The organism is Antribacter gilvus (genome assembly GCF_003946865.1).
Classification (GTDB): Bacteria; Actinomycetota; Actinomycetes; order Actinomycetales; family Cellulomonadaceae; genus Antribacter; species Antribacter gilvus.
Genome location: NZ_QXTH01000001.1, coordinates 210,327 through 229,810, shown reverse-complemented (window position 1 = coordinate 229,810; position 19,484 = coordinate 210,327). Strand labels below are relative to the sequence as shown.

The 19,484-nt window shown below is 70.8% G+C and carries 26 protein-coding genes; 7 read left to right on the top strand and 19 right to left on the bottom strand.

The features are described from left to right. Positions 1–46 precede the first annotated feature (46 nt). From D1350_RS00965 to D1350_RS00905, 14 genes are all read right to left on the bottom strand, one after another. On the bottom strand, positions 47–1,300 hold the full coding sequence (locus D1350_RS00965) for a site-specific integrase (protein WP_125772982.1): 1,254 nt from the start codon (positions 1,298–1,300) through the stop codon (positions 47–49). Beyond that, the gene (locus D1350_RS00960; RefSeq protein WP_125772980.1) at positions 1,297–1,524 is read right to left on the bottom strand and encodes a helix-turn-helix domain-containing protein; all 228 of its coding nucleotides are present in this window, start codon (positions 1,522–1,524) and stop codon (positions 1,297–1,299) included. The genes D1350_RS00965 and D1350_RS00960 overlap by 4 nt, the downstream gene beginning before the upstream one ends. 263 nt (positions 1,525–1,787) lie before the next feature. Further along, positions 1,788–2,903 carry a DUF3631 domain-containing protein gene (locus tag D1350_RS00955; RefSeq protein ID WP_125772978.1) on the bottom strand — a complete coding sequence of 372 codons (1,116 nt, stop codon included), beginning with the start codon at positions 2,901–2,903 and terminating at the stop codon, positions 1,788–1,790. Positions 2,904–2,926: 23 nt separating this feature from the next. Then, positions 2,927–4,789: a DNA cytosine methyltransferase gene (locus D1350_RS00950; RefSeq protein ID WP_240643795.1), complete on the bottom strand. Its 1,863-nt coding sequence runs from the start codon at positions 4,787–4,789 to the stop codon at positions 2,927–2,929. Beyond that, positions 4,786–5,136 carry a hypothetical protein gene (locus D1350_RS00945; RefSeq protein WP_125772976.1) on the bottom strand — a complete coding sequence of 117 codons (351 nt, stop codon included), beginning with the start codon at positions 5,134–5,136 and terminating at the stop codon, positions 4,786–4,788. The genes D1350_RS00950 and D1350_RS00945 overlap by 4 nt, the downstream gene beginning before the upstream one ends. Next, complete coding sequence (locus D1350_RS00940) at positions 5,133–5,453, bottom strand: hypothetical protein (RefSeq protein WP_125772974.1); 321 nt, start codon at positions 5,451–5,453, stop codon at positions 5,133–5,135. Before D1350_RS00940 ends, D1350_RS00945 begins: the two co-directional genes overlap by 4 nt. Positions 5,454–5,468: 15 nt before the next feature. Next, a complete protein-coding gene (locus D1350_RS00935; protein ID WP_125772972.1) occupies positions 5,469–5,774 on the bottom strand; it encodes a hypothetical protein in 306 nt (101 codons plus the stop codon). 206 nt (positions 5,775–5,980) lie between these two features. Then, positions 5,981–6,388, bottom strand: coding sequence for a hypothetical protein (locus tag D1350_RS00930; protein WP_125772970.1), 408 nt, complete (start codon positions 6,386–6,388; stop codon positions 5,981–5,983). Next, positions 6,385–7,305, bottom strand: coding sequence for a DUF2637 domain-containing protein (locus tag D1350_RS00925; RefSeq protein WP_125772968.1), 921 nt, complete (start codon positions 7,303–7,305; stop codon positions 6,385–6,387). Before D1350_RS00925 ends, D1350_RS00930 begins: the two co-directional genes overlap by 4 nt. 3 nt (positions 7,306–7,308) lie before the next feature. Beyond that, positions 7,309–7,809 (bottom strand): hypothetical protein, encoded by a 501-nt coding sequence (locus tag D1350_RS00920; RefSeq protein WP_125772966.1) that lies wholly within the window; start codon positions 7,807–7,809, stop codon positions 7,309–7,311. A gap of 2 nt (positions 7,810–7,811) precedes the next feature. Then, positions 7,812–7,934, bottom strand: a complete 123-nt coding sequence (locus D1350_RS24695; protein WP_276313689.1) for a hypothetical protein — start codon at positions 7,932–7,934, stop codon at positions 7,812–7,814. A 3-nt stretch (positions 7,935–7,937) separates the two neighbouring features. Continuing rightward, positions 7,938–10,142, bottom strand: coding sequence for an FtsK/SpoIIIE domain-containing protein (locus tag D1350_RS00915; RefSeq protein ID WP_125772964.1), 2,205 nt, complete (start codon positions 10,140–10,142; stop codon positions 7,938–7,940). Positions 10,143–10,370: 228 nt separating this feature from the next. Next, positions 10,371–10,577 carry a hypothetical protein gene (locus D1350_RS00910; RefSeq protein WP_125772961.1) on the bottom strand — a complete coding sequence of 69 codons (207 nt, stop codon included), beginning with the start codon at positions 10,575–10,577 and terminating at the stop codon, positions 10,371–10,373. A 12-nt stretch (positions 10,578–10,589) separates the two neighbouring features. Continuing rightward, positions 10,590–10,889 (bottom strand): DUF6284 family protein, encoded by a 300-nt coding sequence (locus D1350_RS00905; protein ID WP_125772959.1) that lies wholly within the window; start codon positions 10,887–10,889, stop codon positions 10,590–10,592. Positions 10,890–11,044: 155 nt separating this feature from the next. On the opposite strand from D1350_RS00905, the gene D1350_RS00900 reads away from it, so the two are divergent. The 3 genes from D1350_RS00900 to D1350_RS00890 all read left to right on the top strand — a co-directional run bounded on the left by D1350_RS00900 (position 11,045) and on the right by D1350_RS00890 (position 12,561). Next, positions 11,045–11,380: a GntR family transcriptional regulator gene (locus D1350_RS00900; protein WP_125772957.1), complete on the top strand. Its 336-nt coding sequence runs from the start codon at positions 11,045–11,047 to the stop codon at positions 11,378–11,380. A 115-nt stretch (positions 11,381–11,495) separates the two neighbouring features. Next, positions 11,496–12,158, top strand: a complete 663-nt coding sequence (locus D1350_RS00895) for an NUDIX hydrolase (RefSeq protein ID WP_206074376.1) — start codon at positions 11,496–11,498, stop codon at positions 12,156–12,158. Then, positions 12,151–12,561 (top strand): NUDIX hydrolase, encoded by a 411-nt coding sequence (locus D1350_RS00890; RefSeq protein ID WP_125772955.1) that lies wholly within the window; start codon positions 12,151–12,153, stop codon positions 12,559–12,561. The genes D1350_RS00895 and D1350_RS00890 overlap by 8 nt, the downstream gene beginning before the upstream one ends. A gap of 351 nt (positions 12,562–12,912) precedes the next feature. Here the strand turns inward: D1350_RS00890 and D1350_RS23520 are convergent, their stop codons facing one another. After that, entirely contained in the window at positions 12,913–13,083 is a 171-nt protein-coding gene (locus tag D1350_RS23520; RefSeq protein ID WP_164544982.1) for a hypothetical protein, read from the bottom strand. A 51-nt stretch (positions 13,084–13,134) separates the two neighbouring features. Here D1350_RS23520 and D1350_RS00885 point away from each other — a divergent pair, with 51 nt between their 5' ends. The 3 genes from D1350_RS00885 (at position 13,135) to D1350_RS00875 (ending at position 15,183) form a co-directional block, all read left to right on the top strand. After that, positions 13,135–14,058, top strand: a complete 924-nt coding sequence (locus D1350_RS00885; protein WP_125772953.1) for a S66 peptidase family protein — start codon at positions 13,135–13,137, stop codon at positions 14,056–14,058. A gap of 298 nt (positions 14,059–14,356) precedes the next feature. Continuing rightward, positions 14,357–14,773 (top strand): phage holin family protein, encoded by a 417-nt coding sequence (locus D1350_RS00880; protein ID WP_125772951.1) that lies wholly within the window; start codon positions 14,357–14,359, stop codon positions 14,771–14,773. Positions 14,774–14,868: 95 nt separating this feature from the next. Next, the gene (locus tag D1350_RS00875) at positions 14,869–15,183 is read left to right on the top strand and encodes a DUF3618 domain-containing protein (protein ID WP_125772949.1); all 315 of its coding nucleotides are present in this window, start codon (positions 14,869–14,871) and stop codon (positions 15,181–15,183) included. A 54-nt stretch (positions 15,184–15,237) separates the two neighbouring features. Here D1350_RS00875 and D1350_RS00870 read toward each other — a convergent pair whose 3' ends face one another. Beyond that, a complete protein-coding gene (locus D1350_RS00870) occupies positions 15,238–15,447 on the bottom strand; it encodes a BldC family transcriptional regulator (protein ID WP_125772947.1) in 210 nt (69 codons plus the stop codon). Positions 15,448–16,061: 614 nt separating this feature from the next. Between D1350_RS00870 and D1350_RS00865 the strand changes: the two genes are divergently transcribed. Further along, positions 16,062–16,274: a DUF3073 domain-containing protein gene (locus D1350_RS00865; RefSeq protein ID WP_125772945.1), complete on the top strand. Its 213-nt coding sequence runs from the start codon at positions 16,062–16,064 to the stop codon at positions 16,272–16,274. A gap of 139 nt (positions 16,275–16,413) precedes the next feature. On the opposite strand, the gene purM is transcribed toward D1350_RS00865, so the two are convergent. From purM to D1350_RS00850, 3 genes are read right to left on the bottom strand one after another with little or no spacing between them, the layout of a single operon-like run. Continuing rightward, positions 16,414–17,520, bottom strand: coding sequence for a phosphoribosylformylglycinamidine cyclo-ligase (gene purM / locus D1350_RS00860; RefSeq protein ID WP_125772943.1), 1,107 nt, complete (start codon positions 17,518–17,520; stop codon positions 16,414–16,416). Positions 17,521–17,545: 25 nt separating this feature from the next. Next, positions 17,546–19,093, bottom strand: coding sequence for an amidophosphoribosyltransferase (purF, locus tag D1350_RS00855; protein WP_125772941.1), 1,548 nt, complete (start codon positions 19,091–19,093; stop codon positions 17,546–17,548). A gap of 18 nt (positions 19,094–19,111) precedes the next feature. Further along, positions 19,112–19,426 (bottom strand): hypothetical protein, encoded by a 315-nt coding sequence (locus D1350_RS00850; protein ID WP_125772940.1) that lies wholly within the window; start codon positions 19,424–19,426, stop codon positions 19,112–19,114. Positions 19,427–19,484: the final 58 nt, after the last annotated feature.

Below are 19,484 nucleotides of genomic sequence, written 5' to 3'. Positions count from 1 at the left end.
GTGCGGCCCTTCGTCATCCCAAGAGCCTGGGTGGCTAACTGGGTGTCTACGCGCTTTCCGCGCCGCCTCCTGCGCCGTTCGGCGCGACGCCGAAGAGCGGTTCCATGATCCATCCCACGCCGACCTCGTCAGCCGGGAAGATCTGGTCCATCGCGGTGGCGCCGGTCTGGATCACCGGCCGCAGCTCGTGCCGGTAGATCATCTCTGTGACGGCCGTTCCGCTGTGCCCCACCAGCCGCGAGACCTCCTCGATCGGCACCGACTTCTTGGACATGACGGAGACGAACGAGTGGCGTAGTTCGCGCGGCGTCCACTCAGCGGGGTTGATACCGGCGACCTTGGCGAGCGCCCGGCGGAAGTCGCGCGCCACGTTCCGCGCGTTCATCGGCGTCCCGTTCCTGGTCCCGAAGACGAGGCCGTCCGGGTCCCAGCGCTTGCCCACCTTCACGTCACGAGCGGCCTGCCGGGTGCGGTGCAGCCGAAGCGCCTCGACCACCACAGCAGGCAGGGCGAGGGTCCGCCGGGACTTCTCGGTCTTCGTGTCCCCACCGACCCGCTCGGAGCGCCAGACCATCACGTGGGGCGGAACCGGCGGCGTGGCCATGGGGTCGCCATCGAGGTCCACGTGGTCCCAGCGCAGCGCCCGCACCTCCTCGGTGCGGAGACCGGTCAGGACCGACACCACGATGTACGGGTAGATCGGGTCGCCCTTCGCCTCTCGGAGCACAGCCCACACCTGTTCCTCGGTGAGTGACTTCGACCGGCGGCCCTTCCTGCCCGTGGGGACGTCACAGAGCTCCACCACGTTCCGCCCGGCCATACCTCGGGCGAGGGCACGCTTCACCGAGCGGTTGAGGCACATGTGCAGCTGCTTGAGCGACGACGTACCGAGCGACGGCGTGAGGTCCTTCAGCCACTTGTCGACCTCGGGTGCGGTCAGGTCCTTCAGACGCCGCTTGCCGAGCGCCGGGATCAGGTGCCGCTCGCAGATGAAGCGGTAACCCGTCCACGTCTCGTCACTGGCCTTGCCCTGGCCGAAGCTCAGCCAGTCCTGGACCGCAGCTTCGACGGTGTAGCGGGAAGCCTCGACCGAGAGACCGTCCTCGTACTCCTTCACCCGCTTCCGCATCTCGCGCAGCGCGGCGGTCTCGGTCTTGCCGGAGCCCTTCCGGACGATGCGCTTCCCCCGTCCGTCGTAGCCGACCGTCATCACGGCTATCCAGCGCTGACGGGACTCGTCCCAGTGCAGCGCGCCCTCACCTCGGGGCCGACGCTTCTTCGTCTCGGTGGTGTCGCTCATGCTGCCCTCCCAAGGGCCTCGACGTACTCGGACACTGCGGCGACCGGGACCAGCCGGCGCCCGCCGAGCTTCACGGTGCGGAGGTTCCCGGACCGGATCAGCTCGTAGATGGTGGCGCGCGAGATCCGCAGCGCCTCGGCTGCCTCCTCGACGCGGTAGACGACCGGGACGACGACGATGGGTGCTCCCCGCGGCGGGGACGACACCTGCTTGGTGGTGCTCATCGTGGTTCCTTTCGGCGCTGCTTGGACATGCAGGGGTACGGGTGCCGTACGCGCCGTACAGCCGTACAGGCGGGCGCGTTCGTGCTGGTCAGGTGTGGTTTTCGGGTTGTACGGCAGGTGTACGGCTGTACGGCACGGGTCGGGGGTGTACGGATCGTGTACGGCTCGTTTTTGACGATCCGTACACCCCGATACGTGCTGTGACCTGGGGTTTTGGGTGGTGCTGTACGGCTGTACGGCGCGTACGGCACCCCCGGCGTCGGTTACTCGGTGTCGGGCGGGCAGTAGCGGGCCCAGGCGTCGGTGAAGTCGGTGCGGCGGTACCCCTTGGCGCGGCCGGTCGGGAACGAGATGTTCTGGGAGTTGATGTCGAACTCGCGCAGCAGGTCGGCGAACTGGCGCACGGTCAGACCGGTCTTGCCGTAGGTCTGCCACGGGGCCTCGGAGTCCAGGCGCAGGCGGTCCACCAGGACGGAGGAGGGCAGGGCCTCGGCGTCGCCGAACGCGTTGCGGCAGTCGGCCAGCAGGCGGGACTGGGTGGACTCCTTGGCGTTCGCGTCGCGGGTCTCGGTCAGGGCCAGGGCGGCGGCGCGGGCGTCGTCGGGCCAGTGCCCACCGGCGAGGTCGGCCACGGCGATCAGGGGTTCCCAGGTGTCGGCGGCGCGGTCCTCGACGGGCATGGCCGGGACGGCGGCGGCGAGCTCGTCCATGTGGGCGCGGATCCAGCGGTGCAGGCGGGCGCGGAGCTGGTCGAACGCGGGGGCGTCGCGGCGGGTGCGGTAGGGGGCGACGGTCTCCCCGGGGGCGCGGCGGCGCATCCGGATGACCACGGCCCGGTCCTCGATCGTGTCGGGCATCGCACCGATCCCGGCGAGGGCGGCCATGGCGAACGTGGCGAGGCGTTCGACCTTGCGGGTTCCGGCGTCGTAGCGCAGGGCGGGGCGGTTGCGCTGGTGGCCGGCGTTGAGCAGCCCGCGCAGGTCCTCGTTGTCCCCGGCCTTGGGACCGAAGATCGTGTCGGCCTCGTCCAGCAGGATCGTGGGCGGGTCCGACGGTGCTTCGGCGATCGACCGGTACGCGGCCGACGGCGAGGCGTTCACGGAGATGAGCGGGTTGTGGCTGGTGGCCTCGACAAGGTCGAGCAGGCGGGACTTGCCGCACCGCTTCTCCGGGGCGCGGATGACCAGGCGGGCGGCGTGCGCCCACGCGGGCAGGGCGTGCGTGGCGGCGATCCACAGCACGACGCTGGTCATGGAGTGCTCGTCGGGCAGGATCACGTACCTGGCCAGGGCCGCACGGACCTGGTCCAGCAGCGCGGCCCCGTCCTCGGCAGGCTCGGGCTGAACCAGTGAGGTGATGGTTCCCGTGGTGGTGGTCATGGTCTTCTCCTCGGGTCGGACGCTCACGCGGCGGCGGCCAGGTGGGCGGGCTGGTAGGTGGTGTGGTCCTCGCCGGTGATGGCGGCGGCGACGGTGGCGACCAGGTCGCGGGCGGCGGGCGGGGTCACGGCGTTGCCGGCGAGCTTCACTTGCTCGCGGCGGTTGCCGACCATGACGTACCGGTCGGGGAAGGCCATGCCGCGCTTGACCTCGGTGGGCTCCAGCATCCGAAACAGGCAGTCGTCCACCCGGGCCTGGGCGGCCTCGATGTCCCCGGGCGTGAGGACCGACTGGTGGCCCGCGGTGGTCAGCGTGCGCAGCGGCTCGAGAGCCGGGGTCGTCATCTCCGCGCCACCGGAGTTGTTCCGCATGACCAGGGCGTACGCGTCGCGGGTCTGGAGGGTGCGCAGCGCTTCGGCCGTGGGCCGGGCGTCGTCGTTCCAGGTGCCGCCCGCGGGGACCAGGAGCCCGTGACGGTCCACAGTCGTCACCGTCGACAGGGCGTCGCTCGACGGGCGGGGGTTGCCGTTGCCGTAGTACGGGACCACGAGGCCGTGGTGGTTGCCCGACGCAGTGATGGTCGCGAGGGGGTCGGCCGTGGGGCGGGCGGTGGAGCCTCCGCCGCGCAGCTCGGCGATGAACGCCAGGGCGGTCTCCAGGCGGGTGGTCTGGGTCCGCAGCGGACCACCGAGCGTCTGGGCGGTCTTGCCGTCGCGTCCCTCCACGGGCACGGCCAGGGCCTTGGACTCGATGGTGTGCAGGGTCCGCAGCACATCGCCCGTGGACCAGGCGCGGTAGTAGGCGTTGGGGTCGCCGTGGGAGGCGTGCTTGGGGTCGGCGGCGTCGTAGGTGTTCCCGCCGGCCTCCAGGTGGAACGGTGCCCAGTAGCGGGCGATCCCGGCGGCGATCCGGCGACGGGTCTTCTCCGCCAGGGGCTTGGCGCGGTCCCCGATCCGCTGGGCGGGGATGGTCCAGTCGATGATCGACGCGGCGGGCAGCCACGCCGGCTCGACCACCTGGTTGCGGCAGCGGGTGTTGGGGCACCGGTAGAGGTACTGCGACCGGTACCGACCAGGACGGGACTGCCCGTCGCCGGTCTTCCACCACTGGCGTGCGTGGACGACCTCGTCACAGGTCGGGCAGTACGCGCGCGGGCGGATCATGTGCTCGAAGTCGGGGGCCCTCTCCCCTGCCTTCCAGAACACGACGTAGACCCGGTCGCGGGACTGCGGCGCGGGCAGCCCACCGGCCTGGGCGTGCATCGAGTTCAGCGAGATGATGCGGTGCCGGTAGTTCATCGAGGCCATGGCGGTGAGCCAGGCCTGGAACAGGCCGCCACGGATGCCCGTGGGTGAGCTCCAGTCGGCGACCTCGACGACGTTCTCCACGATCACGGCGCGGTAGTCGTGCTGCTCGGCGAACCGCACGACGTCCCACATCGTCGCCCGGGACCGTTCGGTGGCCTCGTCGGGCAGGACGTCGCCGAACAGGTCGGGCTGGCGGTGGGTCTTGCGGCCCTTGGCCCGGGAGTGGTTCGTGCACGAGGGCGAGGCCCACAGGATGTCCGTGGGCGGGACGAAGCGGGGGTCGGTGTTGGAGATGTCGGCCTGGAGGTGGTCGGTGTCGGGGTGGTTGCGGTTGTGGGTCTCGATCGCGAGGTCCCAGTGGTTCGCGGCCAGGCGGACCGTGACCCCCGGGACCGACACCGCACCGGTCGAGGAACCCCCGGCACCGCAGAACAGGTCCGTCATCGTCAGCGCGGTCCCGGTCGCGGCGGGCGCGGCCGGGCCGCCCCACGAGCCGGGCAGCGTCCTGCCGATCGTGCACATGCACGGGTGGCCCAAGCACACGGGGCAGAAGTTCTCGGTCACGGTCAGCGTGCTCATCGGTTCGTCTCCTTCGTGGCGGGGCGGACGGTGTAGTGGGCGAGGTAGCCGCAGGCGGGGCAGGCGGCGTCGAACTCGGGCGTGTGGGGGCCGGGCAGGAGGTAGCCGGCGTGGTCGGCGCACGCGTGCTCGGTGGAGTCGTGGCCGCAGTCGGTGCAGTAGGTGTGGACCAGGGCCACGGCGGGGTCGCCGCACGGCTCCTCGAGGTGGTGGATCCCGTCCTGGAGGTCGTCGTCCCACACGTCCCAGACCAGTTCCCGGACCTGGCAGGCCGGACCCACCGCGGCGGCCGGGACGCGGCGGCGGACCGTGGCGACGGCGAGGGCGAGCAGTGCGCGGGCGCTCACCGGTCGGCCTCGACGTCGTGGCCGGTCTCGCCCAGGACGTGGGCGAGCAGGGCGGTGGCCTGGTGGGCGGTGTGGGTGCGGTAGTCCATGAACCAGGCCGCGCCGCACGAGCAGTTGTCCAGCGGAAGGGTGATCTGGTGGGCGGCCAGGACGCTGGTGAGCTCGGTCAGGTCGAGCGCGGCGGTCAGGGCGCGGCGGGCAACGGCGGTCCAGTACGCGCGCCGCGCGGGGTGGCGACGCTCGAACAGGATCGTGCTCCCGGGGCGGGTGTAGGCGGCGCGGGCGGCCCGGGCGATGGGGCGCAGGTGGGTGCTCATGGTCTGGTGGTCCTCTCAGGCAGCAGCGGTGCGGGTGGAAGCGGCGGGTGCGGTGTGCAGGGGCGACAGGCCGTTGCGGCGGGCGATCGCGTCCTGGAGGGCGGCGCGGGCGCGCTCGACGGCGGCGGTGTCGTGGTGGCCGCGCTCCTGGGCGGTGCGGGCGCGGCGCTCGCACAGCTCGGAGTACGACGTGCCGATCTGGCGGGTCATTCGGCGCAGCTCGGCCCACCGGGCGGCGTCCTCCTCCTCGACCTGGCGGCGGCCCAGGTCGATGCCGTGCATGAGTCCGGACTCGTAGGCGGCGAGCTCGGCGGGTGTCATGGCGGTCTCCTTCCGGGTGCGTGGCGGGCCTGTTTTTGGCATGGGCCGACCTGGGGACCGGGCTAGTGCTAGTCGCGTGCCCGGTCCCCGGGCGGTGGTTCAGGGGGTGTTTGGAGGGGTGCGGCGCGGGGGTCCTAGCCCCCTACATCCGCGGAATCATGCGGTTTGCGGTGCTAGTGCGGTCACTAGCGCTAGGCGGGGTGTTACTAGCGTTCGAGGGTCGTGGGCCGGGGCGGTCGGGTCTGGTCGGTGGGCAGGCGGCGCCATGTCGCCAGGGGGGTTCCGTCGTCGTCGGAGACGGCGGGTGCGTCGTGGACCAGCTCGGTGGCGGACCAGGCGACCTGGGACACTGCGGGGGTGTAGGGGCGTTCGGTCCGGGGACCGAACCACCGCCAGGTGGTGCGGCGCGTGACCGTGACGTCGAGGTCCACCACTGCGAGGACGTGGCCGGCGGGGTTGGTCCGGGTGCGGGCTGGGTAGGTCCCGGGCCGGACCTCGCAGACCTCGACCAGCACGGTCAGGCCGTGGCGCGGGCGGCGTCGGCACGGGCTGACGAACGCGCGGTGGACCTCAAGGGCGAACGCCTCGACGTGCCCGGCGGCGGGGGTGTTCATGCGGTGACCTCCTCGAAGGCGGGCGCCACGGCGACGCTGGTGGTGGTGCGGACGGTCTCCAGGTCGCGGCGGGCGGTGCGGTCGGTGACCTCGTGCCCGGCGGCGGTCAGGGCGGCGAGCGCGGCGGCGGAGTCCGCGTCGGGGTTCTGGTCCAGCAGCGCGGACACGATCGCGAGGCGGGCGGCCTTGTCGGTGGCCTTGTCCGTGTCCGCCGGTCCGGCCGGGCGGACCGAGCGGCGGACAGCGGCCTTGTCCGTCCGGACGCTGGGCCGGACATCGGCCCGGACATCGGCCCGGGCGTCGGTCCGGACAGCGGGCCGCTGTCCGGACACGGCGGCGGACACCTGCCGGACATCGGCGACGGCGGACAGAGCCGGACGGGCGAGGCTGTCCGTCCGGTTGTCCGGGCGGTTGTCCGCCGTGACGGTGGCCACGGCGGACAGCGGGGCGGACACGGAGGCGCCGGACGTGGCCGGGGTGCGGTCGGGGCGGGCCACGATGAGCTCGGCGAGGGTGTGGGTGGTCAGGAGCACGGACACGGGGGCCAGGCCCGCGATGGCGGCACCAGCCCACGCGTGCCAGTCGGACAGTGCGGACGCGTCCCAGGCGTGGGCGGCGTTCGCGGTCACCGAGACGGCGGTGAAGGCGATCAGGGAGGTCCACGCGGTGGCCAGGGGTCCGCGCTCGGCCCGGGCACGGAAGATGAACACAGCGATCGTGTAGACCAGGATCGAGGCGTCGATCGTGACCGGCACGGTCCAGGCGAGCAGGTCCGGGACCGATGCCCACTCGGCCACGGCGGACAGTCCGGAGTAGGACAGGGTGAACGACACCGCGCCCAGGAGACTGGTGAGCAGGACGGCCACGATCAGGGCGGGCAGGGTGTCCGGGTTGATCCGGCGGGTACGAGCGGTCATCGGTCAGCCCTCCTGTCCGGCTGCGGTGGCGATGTCGGCGTGGGTCAGGCCGCGCTTGTTCGTGCCGTTGCGCTTGACCTGGACCGCGGGGAGCCCGTAGCGGCGAGCGGCGGCGAGCAGCTCTCGCCCGTCCCACCAGGCGTACGCGCCCCGGGCGTGCCGGTTCAGGCAGGCGGCCAGGTCGTCAGCCCAGACCTTCTCGGCAGGTCCGTCCGGGCCGGTCGGCCACACCTCGAGCAGGTCACCGGCGAGCCGGGCGCCGTCGTCCCGGACCGCAGACGCGTCCTGGTCCTGGTGGGCGACCTCGTCGGTCCAGGTGAACGTGACCACCTGGGTGAACTCGTGCGCCACGTCGAGGCGGACCGATGCGTGGTCCGGGACGCCGGCGGCGTCGGCCTCACGGACCGCGTCGCGCAGGTGGGTCGTGTACAGGTCCGGGAAGCCGTCCTCGGCCTCGACGGTCAGGGTGCGGGTGGTGCGGGCGTGGTAGCTCGTGCTGGTCATGGTCAGTCCTCCTCGGTGTCGCAGCCGCAGTCGGGGCAGCCGCAGTTGCAGCGCCACTCGTAGTGGTAGCCGCACCAGCAGCCGCACTCCTCGCACTCGTTGGGGTCGTTGGGGTCGAAGGGCATGGCTCAGTCCTCCTGGGTCTCGTCGTCGCCGGTGAGCTCGGCGACGACGTGGGCGCGGACGATGGCGGCCTTGTTGGTCTGCTTGCCGTCGATGCGGCGGTTGAGCTGTCCCGGGCGGATGCCGTGGGGCTTGAGCGCGGCCGACACGTTCAGGGCGGTCCAGCCCTCGTACAGGGCGGGCTTGGACGCGGCCAGCGCGTCGGCCAGGTCGTCGCACCAGACCTTCGGTTCGTCCCCGGGCCAGACCGCCAGGAGGTGGTCCAGGATCGTGGACTGGTCGGTGTCGGCGGGCTCCTCGCCGGCGGCCATGCCGGTCAGGCGTCCGGTGGCCTGTCGGGCGGCCCGGGCGCGGGTGGCGATGGTGTCGGCCTCGGGGGCGTCGATGTAGTGGTTGCGGACGATGACGGGGTCCTCGCCCTCCCCGGCGAGCCAGGCGATGCCCTTGTCCTTGATCGCGAACGTCGTGGCCGAGAACCCGGCCTTGTGCATCCCGGACCCCAGGACCATGTCGTTGACGTGGTGGGTCATGACCTTCAGCGCGAACCGCAGGCCCGCGTTGGAGGAGATCGCGGACGGGATCGAGGTCGCGTCCGGGCGCTGGGTCGCGAGCCAGACCATGATCCCGGTCACGGGCCCGCGGCGGACGATGTCCTCCACGAGCTTGCGGAACACGCGGCCCTTGTCCTCGTCCTCGAACATGATCTGGGTCTCGTCGTAGGCGATGAGGATGGGGTGCATGCCCAGGGACTTGTCGCTGGCGATCTCGTCGGTGACCTTCCCCTCAGGGCAGCGCGGGTCACCGGCGAGCTGGGTACGGATGACCTTCTGGCGGCGCAGCATCTCGGCGTGCAGGGCCTTGAGGTCCGCCAGGAGGGCGGCCATGTCGGTCGGGTCGTCCCCCGAGCGGTAGTAGTGCGCGACCTTGGCCAGCGGGGCCAGGTCCGCACCCCCGCGCAGGTCGTGCACGTGCAGCTCCACACGGGGGTCCAGCGCGGCGGCGATGAGCAGCAGCCGCAGCGTGAACGTCTTGCCCATGCGGGGGATGGCGGCGATGATCCCCGAGTTGAAGATCAAGGTGACCTCGACCTTGCGCCCACGCTGGTCGACCCCGATCGGGATCGGCTCGAACACGTTCGCAGTGCCCTTCTTCGCCAGCGGGAACGGCACCGGCTTGGACTGGGACAGCGGCTTGTCCCCCACGTACAGGACCAGACGGCCCTCGTGCGCGTCGGGGTCACCCTCGGGCCACACGCACCCCAGCGGGCGACGCAGCCCGGACGCGAGCTCGGACCGCTTCTCAGCGACCTGCCCCGCCGTCGCACCCGGCGGCAGGTCCAGATCAGCCCGGTACCCGGCACCGTCACGCACGATCGGGGTCACGAACCGGATCGCGGCCGGGTCCTTACCCACCGAGGACAGCGACCCGACCCCCAGCACGGCCAGCGCCTCACGGATCAGCCCCTGGTCCAGCATCGGGACCTGAGCCGAGACCGCGGAGTTGTCCGTGATCCGCCCGTCAGCCCTACGGCCCATCAGCCCGAGAGCGACGACCACCAGGCCCAGCGCACCGGCCTGGACCACGTCCGGGGCCGACGACAGCACGACGGCCCCACCGAGCCCGGCAGCACCCGCCCCGCCCACCACCACAGCGCCACGACGACGCACCAGCGCACGACGGTCCTTGACCAGCCGCAGGTACACATCCGGCGTCGACGCCGTGGCCAGCAGCGCCCGGCGGACCTCGACGCTCTCCGAGTCCGCGACCCACCGCCACGCCACCGCCACCAGACGCCCCGCACCGATCGGGGAACGGGCCGCCAGGCGCAGCCCGTACAGAGGCAGACGCACCGCGTGGAACCCCAGCGTGTGACCCGCACGGGCCGCGTAGTGACGGCACGTGGTCACCAGCTCCGAACGCGACCGCAACCAGTCCGGGATGACCTGACGCGGCCGGTCCCCATCACGCATCTCGATCACCCGGGGCGCAGGGACCTCCACCACGCCCGCGTCCGCCGGGGCGGGGTCGATGACCTCGCCATCGAGGGCGCCACCCTCGGGCTGGACCAGGCCCACAGCCTGGTCCAGCCCGCGAGCACGACGCGCCTCGGACAGGTCCACCACACCCGAGCCCCGGGCCTCGACCTCACGGCCCGGCTCGTCGGTGCCGTAGACCATCTCCCGCAGCTCGTCATCATTCGGCATCGACATCAGGCAGCCCTCCCCTCGGCGGCGGCACTCTCGTCGCCGCCGTGGCAGGCGCACCGCTCGTCGCAGGAGCAGGTGTCGTAAGCGGACTGCCACACGCAGCCGCACTCGGGCTCGTCGTCGCACACGCACTCCAGCGCGTACACGGCGCCGCACGAGCACCGTTCAGCAGACCGGACTCGATCAGGTCCGCGAGACGGCGCAGGTCCGCAGCCACGTCGGAGGCGCCCATCAGGCACCTGCCACAGACGCGACACCGGACACCAGGCCGTTGAGGAGCTGCTGGAACGCGTCCAGGATCGGCCCGCCGAACGTGGTGGCAGCCAGGGACAGCCCGAACAGGATCCCCAGGACCAGGGACATGTTGTCGAGCTTCTTGAGCCAGACACCGACGACAACGGCGACCAGCAGGACGAAGAACAGGGACATCGTGACCATGACGGTTCTCCTTCAGGCGATACGGGACAGGCGGACGGACAGCGGAGCGACCCGGCGGGCCGCAGAGGACGTACGCACCACGACGGACAGCGCGCGCACCGCGTGGCGGTGCGCAGCCACGGCCAGCTCATCGGGCGACTCGGCAAGGCGGCACTCCGCCTCGACCACAGCGAGCTCGGCAGCGATCACGGGCCACTCGCCCTCGATCGCCGCCAGGTCGCCAGCAGACGGGCCCTTGTCGCCACCAGGCAGGTCCTCACCGCCCCCAACGGCGACAAGCACCCCCCGCCGGCGCATCGGGTGGATCGACATGACACCAACTCCTTCTCGGACTCGGGGCCGCCGGTCGGCGACCCATGAACATCGTGTACTAGGTGTACCTAGTGCGTCAAGATGGGAAGCAAGATTGCTGGTCAGGTGTTGTGGTTGGCTGGTGTACTAGGTGCAGGAAGAGAGGTGGTGCCCTGATGTCGACCAGCCCAGACGGGAAGAAGACCGGCGCAGAGCTGCTGGACGAGTACCGGCGGCGCATCCGCGCCGGAGAGTTGGAGCCGGGCTCGCGGCTTCCCTCGGCCTCCGAGTTCCAGGAGTTGCACGGCGTGTCCGCGACCGTGCACCGGGACGTCTCCAAAGCCTTGAAGAGCGATGGGCTCGCGATCGGCCAGCCGGGTCGAGCCGTGATCGTCGCTCCGCGCGAGAACTGGAGCGCGGCGCCGGCGGGGGACTCCGACCTCACCGAGCGCGTGGCAGCGCTCGAAGCGGCAGTCCAGGAACTTGCCCGGGAGGTTCGTTCGCGCTCGTAGTTCGGCATGTGCCCAGCGAACGCTGATCAGATAGGGGGATCTATGACGCAGCGATGCAGCACCGATGTCGTCCCGATGCACCTCGGCGCACGGCCGATGCAACAAGGGTCGGGGGGTGTCCGACGTGCCCGTGATTGAGGCGTGGACCGGCGAGCACGCCACCCGCCTGCAGGCGGCCCTGCGCATGTCCAACGAGGACTTCGCCGCTCACCTCGACGTCGCCACCCGAACCGTCGCCGGGTGGCACGCGAACCCGGCCATCACACCGCGGCCCGAGATCCAACAGCGCCTCGACGTCGCACTCGAGAGGACGTCGGCCGGGGAACGCCAGCGGTTCGAAGCGCTCGCCCGGCCGATGTCCGAACCGCCGTCGGCGAGCGACGCGCCGCACCAGCTCTACGCCGCGATCGCGATCGTTCAGAAGGGGGATTCGGTGCTACTCGTCCAGAGGCGCGACAGTGCGTCTCTCGCGTGGCAGTTCCCCGCCGGCATCGTCAAGCCCGGGGCCTCGGCGGACATCGTCGCGGTCCACGAGACGCTTGCCGAGACCGGCATCCACTGCACCGTCCGGACCAAGATCGGCGCCCGGCTCCACCCCGTGACCGGCGTCTACTGCGCCTATTTCCACTGTGACTACCTCGCCGGAGAGGCAGAGAATCGTGACCTCGTGGAGAACGCCAGCGTCACCTGGGCTCCGATCACGAGCCTGACCAAGTTCATCCCCGAAGGCGCGCTGTACCCGCCAATCCTCGAAACGCTGGGAGGCTCCCATGTCTGACACCGTGACCACCGAGAAGCCGGCCATCGCCGCAGCGATCATCGTCCAGGACGGACGGCTCTTGCTCGTGCAGCGCCGTGTCTCCGAGGGGAGCCTCTCTTGGCAGTTCCCCGCCGGGGCCGTCGAGCCGGGGGAGACGTTCGAAGAGGCGGCCGTGCGCGAGACGGCCGAAGAGGCGGGACTCACCGTCGAGGCCGTGAAGCTCCTCGGCGAGCGCGTCCACCCCAACACTGGGCGCCTCATGGGGTACGTCGCGTGCGACGTCGTGAGCGGCAACGCCTACGTCGCCGACGCGGACGAACTCGCGGACATCGCCTGGGTCACCCCGGACGAGTTCACCGACTACGTGCCCTACGGCTTCGCTCCGATGGTCCAGGACCACCTCTCCGCGGTGCTGCACTGAGTGTCTAACTGGGTGTCCACGACGGTGGAGACAGTCCTACGACGCTGGACACCATCGGACAACCGCTGGGCACCACGGAGCCATTCGAGGCCCGCAGGATCCATAGAGAAGCGCCTGAAAATCGAAAGGTCACCGGATCGACGCCGGTCGGAGCCACAACAGAAACGGCGGAATCCCGCCAGTTGCCGAAGGGCCGCACCTCCTCGGGAGGTGCGGCCCTTCGTCACTCCCAGGGCTTCCATGTGAGCACGGCGGCCTTCGGGCCCCGACCAGGTAGTTGTTCCCCCTCTGGGCCTGGGACGGGGAACAACTACCTGGTGGTCACCCACCGACGTCGTCGAGACGTTCGGTTCAGGCCGCGACCGTCTCCAGCTCGAACTCGACGAGCGTGGCCAGCGCCTGGTGCAGCTTGGAGCGCACCTCGGGATCGGTCAGCACGTCGACCCCGATAGCCGTCTGCGAGACCGTGACGTCCTCAACGACCAGCTGACGGTTGAGCGAGCCGGCACGGAGGCTTCCCACGAGCACCTGGTGCGGCGCGTCGTCAGCGGCTGACCAGGTAGCGTCCCGTGCATGTCGCGACTCCCCCAGCAACGGTCCGGCACCGCTCGGCTACGCAGGCTCGAACCCGGCGATGTGGTCGCGCTCATCTCACCGGCCAGCTGGAGTGACGAGTCGTGGCTGGCGGAAAGCATCGCGACCGTCGAGTCGTGGGGGTTCAGGGCTCGCGTCGGACGTCACGCCACCGACCGGCTCGGGTATCTGGCCGGCGGCGATCGTGAGCGCGCCGCAGATCTCAACGCCGCGATCCATGACCCGGAGGTCCGGGCGATCCTGTGCCTGCGAGGTGGTTGCGGGAGCCTCCGGCTGATCGCTGACGTGGACACCGGCGCTCTCCGGGCGGACCCGAAGCCGATCATCGGGTTCAGCGACATCACGGCCCTGCACCAGGTGTGGCACCGGGTCGGCGTCCCGTCTGTCCATGGCGCCGTGGCGGGCACCCGTGCGGACGCCGTCCACCGGCTCCTGGTCGGCGAGCGTGGCGAACCGGTGCGGACCGACCGCCGCCAGCACGGCGCCGAGCTCACCACCGCGGGCACGGCCTCCGGACCCCTGTTCGGCGGAAATCTCGAGATGCTCGCCCGCGGCGTCGGCGTCGTCGACAACGACATCGAGGGCCATGTCCTGCTGCTGGAGATCAACAGGGCGGCCGGTCTCGGGATGGTCGACCGTGCTCTGACCCAGCTGCTGCTCTCCGGCGCGCTCGCCGGTATCACGGGCGTGGCGGTCGGAGCACTCGAGGGGTTCGAGGACTACCAGGACCGTGGGTGGACCGTCCTGGACGTGCTCCACGACCGACTGGGATCGCTCCGGGTGCCCGTCCTCGCCGGGCTGCCGCTCGGGCACCTGGAGAACCCTGTGCCCGTCCCGCTCGGGGTCGAGTGCGAGCTCAGTGCGGACGCAGGGACCCTGACCTCCGCCCCGATGGCGGCCTGACCACAGGAACACCGGACCACCTGATCGACGCCGCTGCAGAAATCCCGGGAACGCGGTCCCTGAAGGTTTCTTGCTTTCCTCCGCGCGCGCTCCGCCCGATCGTCTGTGGCGTGCCGCACATTTGTCGAAGAGGATCACTTCACCCCCTTCGCAACCACTGGTGAAGAATCATCACGCAATACTCATCGTTGTGCATAGCAATCTTCAGGACACCTCGTCCCAGCGGCTCCGAGCGCCAGGAATTGCCGGTAGGCCGCAGTCCGGGTTGAGTTGGGGCATCTGACCTGCAGGAGGGCACATGAGCACGTACAAGGTGACGGATGCACCGGCGGACGACCGGCCGGCGTCGCTGGGCAAGCTCGTCGAGCAGCTGACCGACCAGGTCTCCCGCCTCGCGCGGGCTGAGATCGCGCTCGCCAAGGCGGAGCTCTCGGAGAAGGCAAAGCGATCGGGGATAGGGGCCGGCCTCGTGATCGGGGCCCTGGTGATCGTGCTCTACGCGGTCGGCGTCCTGATCTGGGCCGCGGTCCTCGGCCTGGGCACCGCATGGCCGCTGTGGCTCTCAGCCCTGGTGATCGGGGTGTTCCTGCTCCTCGTGGCAGCAGGGCTCGTCCTGGCGGGCGTCAAGCTGCTCAAGAAGGCCTCGACGCCGCCCGAGACCGTGCAGCGCGTCAAGGACGACATCAGCACCATCAAGGAGGGCATGCACCGATGAGCGCACATCAGCCGGGGTCAGGGGCACAGAGCGGCCCTGACGAGCCCTCGCCCACGACTGCGCACGGCAGCGGGGGGAACGGTTCCAGCAAGAGCATGCCCCCTCGCTCTCAGGTGAGCCGTGAGGCGCTCGAGGCGGACGTCCTCCGGACGCGCGCCGAGCTGGGCAGCACGATCGACGAGCTCACGACCCGCCTGAGCCCGCGCTACCAGGCAGCGCACCTCGCACACAGCACGCGCGAGGCCACCGCCGACGCCGGCTCCATGGTGGCCGGCCTGCTCACGGGCAAGAAGCACGCTGTGCCCGACGAGCGACGAGCCCGGAACGCGAAGATTCTCGCGGGACTGGCCGTCGGGCTGATCCTGGGCACGGCCGTGGTGGCCGTGGCACTCCGGCGCGCGCGGGGCTGAGCTGGGGACAGCACCCGGCGCGCCGTTGCTCCTCTACCTGCCAGCGACCGCCGGCTACTTCTCGGCGTCGTCGGCACTCTCGGCCGCTGCACCGAGCAGAGCTCGGACCTCGGACTCCTTGTACCGGCGGTGTCCACCGAGAGTGCGGATTGACGAGAGCTTTCCAGCCTTTGCCCAACGCGTGACCGTTTTGGGATCGACTCGGAACAAGCTCGCTACCTCGGCAGGCGTGAGCAGGACCTCGGATTCTCCGTGGATGGACATCCCTGCACCTCCTCCGGAACGGGTCCGGCCTGACAGTGTCAAGCGTTGACGGCTCCCGCTCTCTCACCATTGTTAGCAGCAAACAGGATTTAGGCGACTTGGGGACACGGATAAATACCCGAGTCGTTACCTTCGCGCCACGCTGACCAGGATTGGGAGTGTCCAGGACACCTCGGCACGAGACGATACTCACATCCGTGACGGCCTTCGCGACCCTCGCGAAGGGTACGGATCGCGACTCGGCCTCTTCGGCACCCTGCACGCGCCGACGGCGGCGGACCGCTTCCGAGGGTCGGCGAGGGCCTCCGGTGCCGCTGCGAGACCCGTATCCCGGCCGATCCGGACCCTTCCGGCACCCCAGGCGGCCAATTCGGGCAAGTCATGCTCAGGTCATGCTTACGCCACTCTTCGGCTATGATGATCGGCGCACGGGCGTCATCCGCCCCGTGTGGCGCGCGCCGAACATCCACGGCGGACCGGACGAATACCACGTCCGGACTGGAGGGAATGGCGTGCGAGCATGTATCGTTGGAACCTGAACAGACGAAACACACGTCGGGGCCGGGCGTCTAGGTGCGTCACCGCCCCGCTCCTACGTTGAGGGGGTCGGAGCCATGGGCCGCGGCCGTCAGAAGGCAAAGCAGACCAAGGTTGCTCGCGAGCTGAAGTACTACAGCCCCGAGACCAACTACCACGCCCTCGAGCAGGAGCTCGGCGGAGGGCAGCCGCGTACAGACGTAGCGACGGAGTCGCGATTCGCCGTCCAGGAGGACGACGAGTACGACAACCGCTATCGCGACTGGGCGGACGTCGACGACGAGCGCTGAGGCGCTCCCGGCTTCCAATCACCGAGGCTGCTCTCGTTCGGTCTTCCGACTGAGGGTTCGATAGTCAGGTCAGCACGGGTGGCCGCCCCGCTCACGCGGGGCGGCCACCCGTGTCTGTGTTGCCAGGGGTAGTCCGCCGTCAGCGGTAGTCGCCGACGAGGTGGACGGCGCCGCCGTCGACCCCCTTGGTGCCCGCCACGAGCTCGACGCCGGCCGTGTCGGCGTCCAGGACGTCGACGGCACCGAGCACCCACGCGGGCACCCCCAGCCCGGCCAGACGCGCCAGCGCGGCGTCGGCACCGTCCTGCCCCACCACGGCGACCATGCCGACACCGAGGTTGAGCGTGTTCTCCAGGTCGCCCCGCGGGACGCCGCCCAGCTCACGGACCACCCGGAACACAGGCGGGACCGCCCAGCTCCCTCGCTCGACCGTCGCGACCAGCCCTGTGGGCAGCACACGCGCCAGGTTGGCGGCCAGGCCGCCGCCGGTGACGTGCGTGAAGGCGTGGACCTGCGCTGCCGGGTCGGCTGCGAGAGCCAGGACGTCCGACGCGTAGACGCGCGTGGGCTCGAGCAGCTCCTCGCCCAGCGTGCGGCCGAAGTCGTCGACATGGCGCTCCAGCTTCCATCCCGCGTGCTTCACCACCGCCCGCACCAGCGAGTACCCGTTCGAGTGCAGGCCGGACGACGCCATGGCGATCAGCACGTCCCCCGCGCGCACGCGGTCCGGGCCGAGCACCGCGTCGGCCTCGACGATGCCCGTGGCCGCGCCGGCGACGTCGTACTCGTCCGGGGCCAGGAGCCCCGGGTGCTCGGCCGTCTCGCCGCCCACCAGGGCGGTGCCCGCCACCTCGCAGGCCTGGGCGATGCCGCGCACGATGTCCGCGATGCGCTCGGGGACCACCTTGCCCGTGGCGATGTAGTCCGTCATGAAGAGGGGCTTGGCGCCCACCACGACGATGTCGTCCACCACCATGCCGACGAGGTCGAACCCGATGGTGTCGTGGATGTCGAGAGCCTGCGCGATCGCCACCTTGGTGCCCACTCCGTCGGTCGACGTGGCGAGCAGCGGCGCGCGGTAGTCCTTGAACGCCGACAGGTCGTAGAGGCCGGCGAACCCGCCCACCCCGCCGAGCACGGCCGGGCCGTGGGTGCGCCGGACCGCGTCCTTCATGAGCTCGACGGCCTTGTCACCCGCCTCGGTGTCCACCCCGGCGGCGGCATACGTCAGTCCTTCAGATGTCACGTGGTGCTCCCGGGGGTGGTTCGGTTCAGGGGTGGTCGAGGGCGGTGCCGCCGCCTGCGGTCACTGCGATGCGGTGCAGGCCGTCCTCGGGCGCACCGAGCGGCAGCTCGGCCTGCTCCAGGAGGTGCTTGCCCAGCTGGTCGTCCGGGGGCAGCTCGATGGGGTACTTGCCGGTGAAGCAGGCGGTGCACAGCTGCGAGGCCGGCTGCTCCGTGGCGGCGATCATGCCCTCGGCGGAGATGTAGCCGAGCGAGTCCGCGCCCAGCGACTGACCGATCTCCTCGACGGCGAGGCCGTTGGCGATGAGCTCGGCGCGCGACGCGAAGTCGATGCCGTAGAAGCACGGCCACTTCACGGGCGGCGACGAGATGCGGACGTGGACCTCGGCGGCCCCCGCCTCGCGCAGCATGCGGATGAGGGCCCGCTGGGTGTTGCCGCGCACGATCGAGTCGTCCACGACGACCAGGCGCTTGCCCTTGATGACCTCGCGCAGCGGGTTGAGCTTGAGGCGGATGCCGAGCTGTCGGAGCGTGTCCGACGGCTGGATGAACGTGCGGCCCACGTACGCGTTCTTCGTCAGGCCCTGGCCGAACGGGATCCCCGACTCGGCGGCGTAGCCGACGGCGGCGGGCGTGCCCGACTCGGGGACGGGGATCACCAGGTCCGCCTCGACGGCGTGCTCGCGGGCCAGCTGGCGGCCCATCTCGACGCGCGCCGTGTGCACCGACCGGCCGTTGATCGACGTGTCCGGGCGGGCCAGATAGACGTACTCGAAGACGCAGCCTGCCCGCTCGACCGGCGCGAACCGGGTCGACCGCAGCCCGTCGGCGTCGATGGCGATGAGCTCACCCGGCTCGACCTCGCGCACGAAGGACGCGCCCACGATGTCCAGGGCCGGCGTCTCGGAGGCGACGACCCAGCCGCGCTCGAGGCGGCCCAGCACCAGGGGACGCACACCCTGCGGGTCGCGCGCCGCGTAGAGGGTGCGCTCGTCCATGAAGACGAGGGAGAAGGCGCCGCGCAGGCGCGGCAGGACCTCCAGCGCCGTCGCCTCCAGGGTGCGGTCGGCGTCGCCGGCCAGGAGGGCGGTGATGAGTGCCGTGTCGGTGGTGTTGCCACGGGCGAGCTCGCCGCGGCGCTGCGCGCCGTACCGCTCGGCGACGAGGTTCACGAGCTCGGCGGAGTTCGTGAGGTTGCCGTTGTGACCCAGCGCGACGGTCCCGGAAGTCGTGGCGCCCAGCGTGGGCTGCGCGTTCTCCCAGGTCACGCCACCGGTGGTGGAGTAGCGGCAGTGGCCGACGGCGATGTGACCCGTGAGGGCGTTCAGCGCCGTCTCGTCGAAGACCTGGGACACGAGGCCCATGTCCTTGTAGACGAGGATCTGCTCGCCGTTGCTCGTGGCGATGCCGGCGGACTCCTGTCCGCGGTGCTGAAGGGCGTAGAGGCCGAAGTACGCGAGCTTCGCGACCTCCTCGCCGGGGGCCCAGACTCCGAAGACGCCGCAGGCGTCCTGCGGCCCCTTCTCGCCGGGCATCAGATCGTGGTTGAGGCGGCCGTCTCCGCGGGGGGGCATGGTCCGATTATCCCACGATCAACGACGGCGAAGGCTCCGCTTGTCCACGACGACGGCCACCAGGCCCGCGACCAGGGTCGTCACCATGGTGACGAACAGCGTGAGGACGGTCACGTAGACGCCGGGCTTCATCATGCCCTCGGCCGCGTCGGTGCCGACCAGGTAGAGCGACAGGCCGACGCCGATCAGGAGCCCGGCCAGCGCACCGGTCCAGAAGAACGCCTTGTAGCGGGGCGCCCGGCGCACGCTCCCCGGGTCGATCACGGACCGGAGCTCGACGTCGTCCTTCCCGTCTGCCGGGGCGGGGGTGGGGTTCTCCTGCGTCTCGCTCACCCGCCCAGCCTACCTTCGCCAGATATGCCCGACGCCGGGCTGTCACCCTCCGTACGGA

Excerpts from the sequence above, each read along its gene's own strand:
- D1350_RS00965 (WP_125772982.1), bottom strand. The coding sequence starts at position 1,300 with ATGAGCGACACCACCGAGACGAAGAAGCGTCGGCCCCGAGGTGAGGGC.
- D1350_RS00960 (WP_125772980.1), bottom strand. The coding sequence starts at position 1,524 with ATGAGCACCACCAAGCAGGTGTCGTCCCCGCCGCGGGGAGCACCCATC.
- D1350_RS00955 (WP_125772978.1), bottom strand. The coding sequence starts at position 2,903 with ATGACCACCACCACGGGAACCATCACCTCACTGGTTCAGCCCGAGCCT.
- D1350_RS00950 (WP_240643795.1), bottom strand. The coding sequence starts at position 4,789 with ATGAGCACGCTGACCGTGACCGAGAACTTCTGCCCCGTGTGCTTGGGC.
- D1350_RS00940 (WP_125772974.1), bottom strand. The coding sequence starts at position 5,453 with ATGAGCACCCACCTGCGCCCCATCGCCCGGGCCGCCCGCGCCGCCTAC.
- D1350_RS00935 (WP_125772972.1), bottom strand. The coding sequence starts at position 5,774 with ATGACACCCGCCGAGCTCGCCGCCTACGAGTCCGGACTCATGCACGGC.
- D1350_RS00930 (WP_125772970.1), bottom strand. The coding sequence starts at position 6,388 with ATGAACACCCCCGCCGCCGGGCACGTCGAGGCGTTCGCCCTTGAGGTC.
- D1350_RS00925 (WP_125772968.1), bottom strand. The coding sequence starts at position 7,305 with ATGACCGCTCGTACCCGCCGGATCAACCCGGACACCCTGCCCGCCCTG.
- D1350_RS00920 (WP_125772966.1), bottom strand. The coding sequence starts at position 7,809 with ATGACCAGCACGAGCTACCACGCCCGCACCACCCGCACCCTGACCGTC.
- D1350_RS24695 (WP_276313689.1), bottom strand. The coding sequence starts at position 7,934 with ATGCCCTTCGACCCCAACGACCCCAACGAGTGCGAGGAGTGCGGCTGC.
- D1350_RS00915 (WP_125772964.1), bottom strand. The coding sequence starts at position 10,142 with ATGTCGATGCCGAATGATGACGAGCTGCGGGAGATGGTCTACGGCACC.
- D1350_RS00910 (WP_125772961.1), bottom strand. The coding sequence starts at position 10,577 with ATGGTCACGATGTCCCTGTTCTTCGTCCTGCTGGTCGCCGTTGTCGTC.
- D1350_RS00905 (WP_125772959.1), bottom strand. The coding sequence starts at position 10,889 with ATGTCGATCCACCCGATGCGCCGGCGGGGGGTGCTTGTCGCCGTTGGG.
- D1350_RS00900 (WP_125772957.1), top strand. The coding sequence starts at position 11,045 with ATGTCGACCAGCCCAGACGGGAAGAAGACCGGCGCAGAGCTGCTGGAC.
- D1350_RS00890 (WP_125772955.1), top strand. The coding sequence starts at position 12,151 with ATGTCTGACACCGTGACCACCGAGAAGCCGGCCATCGCCGCAGCGATC.
- D1350_RS00885 (WP_125772953.1), top strand. The coding sequence starts at position 13,135 with ATGTCGCGACTCCCCCAGCAACGGTCCGGCACCGCTCGGCTACGCAGG.
- D1350_RS00880 (WP_125772951.1), top strand. The coding sequence starts at position 14,357 with ATGAGCACGTACAAGGTGACGGATGCACCGGCGGACGACCGGCCGGCG.
- D1350_RS00875 (WP_125772949.1), top strand. The coding sequence starts at position 14,869 with ATGCCCCCTCGCTCTCAGGTGAGCCGTGAGGCGCTCGAGGCGGACGTC.
- D1350_RS00870 (WP_125772947.1), bottom strand. The coding sequence starts at position 15,447 with ATGTCCATCCACGGAGAATCCGAGGTCCTGCTCACGCCTGCCGAGGTA.
- D1350_RS00865 (WP_125772945.1), top strand. The coding sequence starts at position 16,062 with ATGGGCCGCGGCCGTCAGAAGGCAAAGCAGACCAAGGTTGCTCGCGAG.
- purF (WP_125772941.1), bottom strand. The coding sequence starts at position 19,093 with ATGCCCCCCCGCGGAGACGGCCGCCTCAACCACGATCTGATGCCCGGC.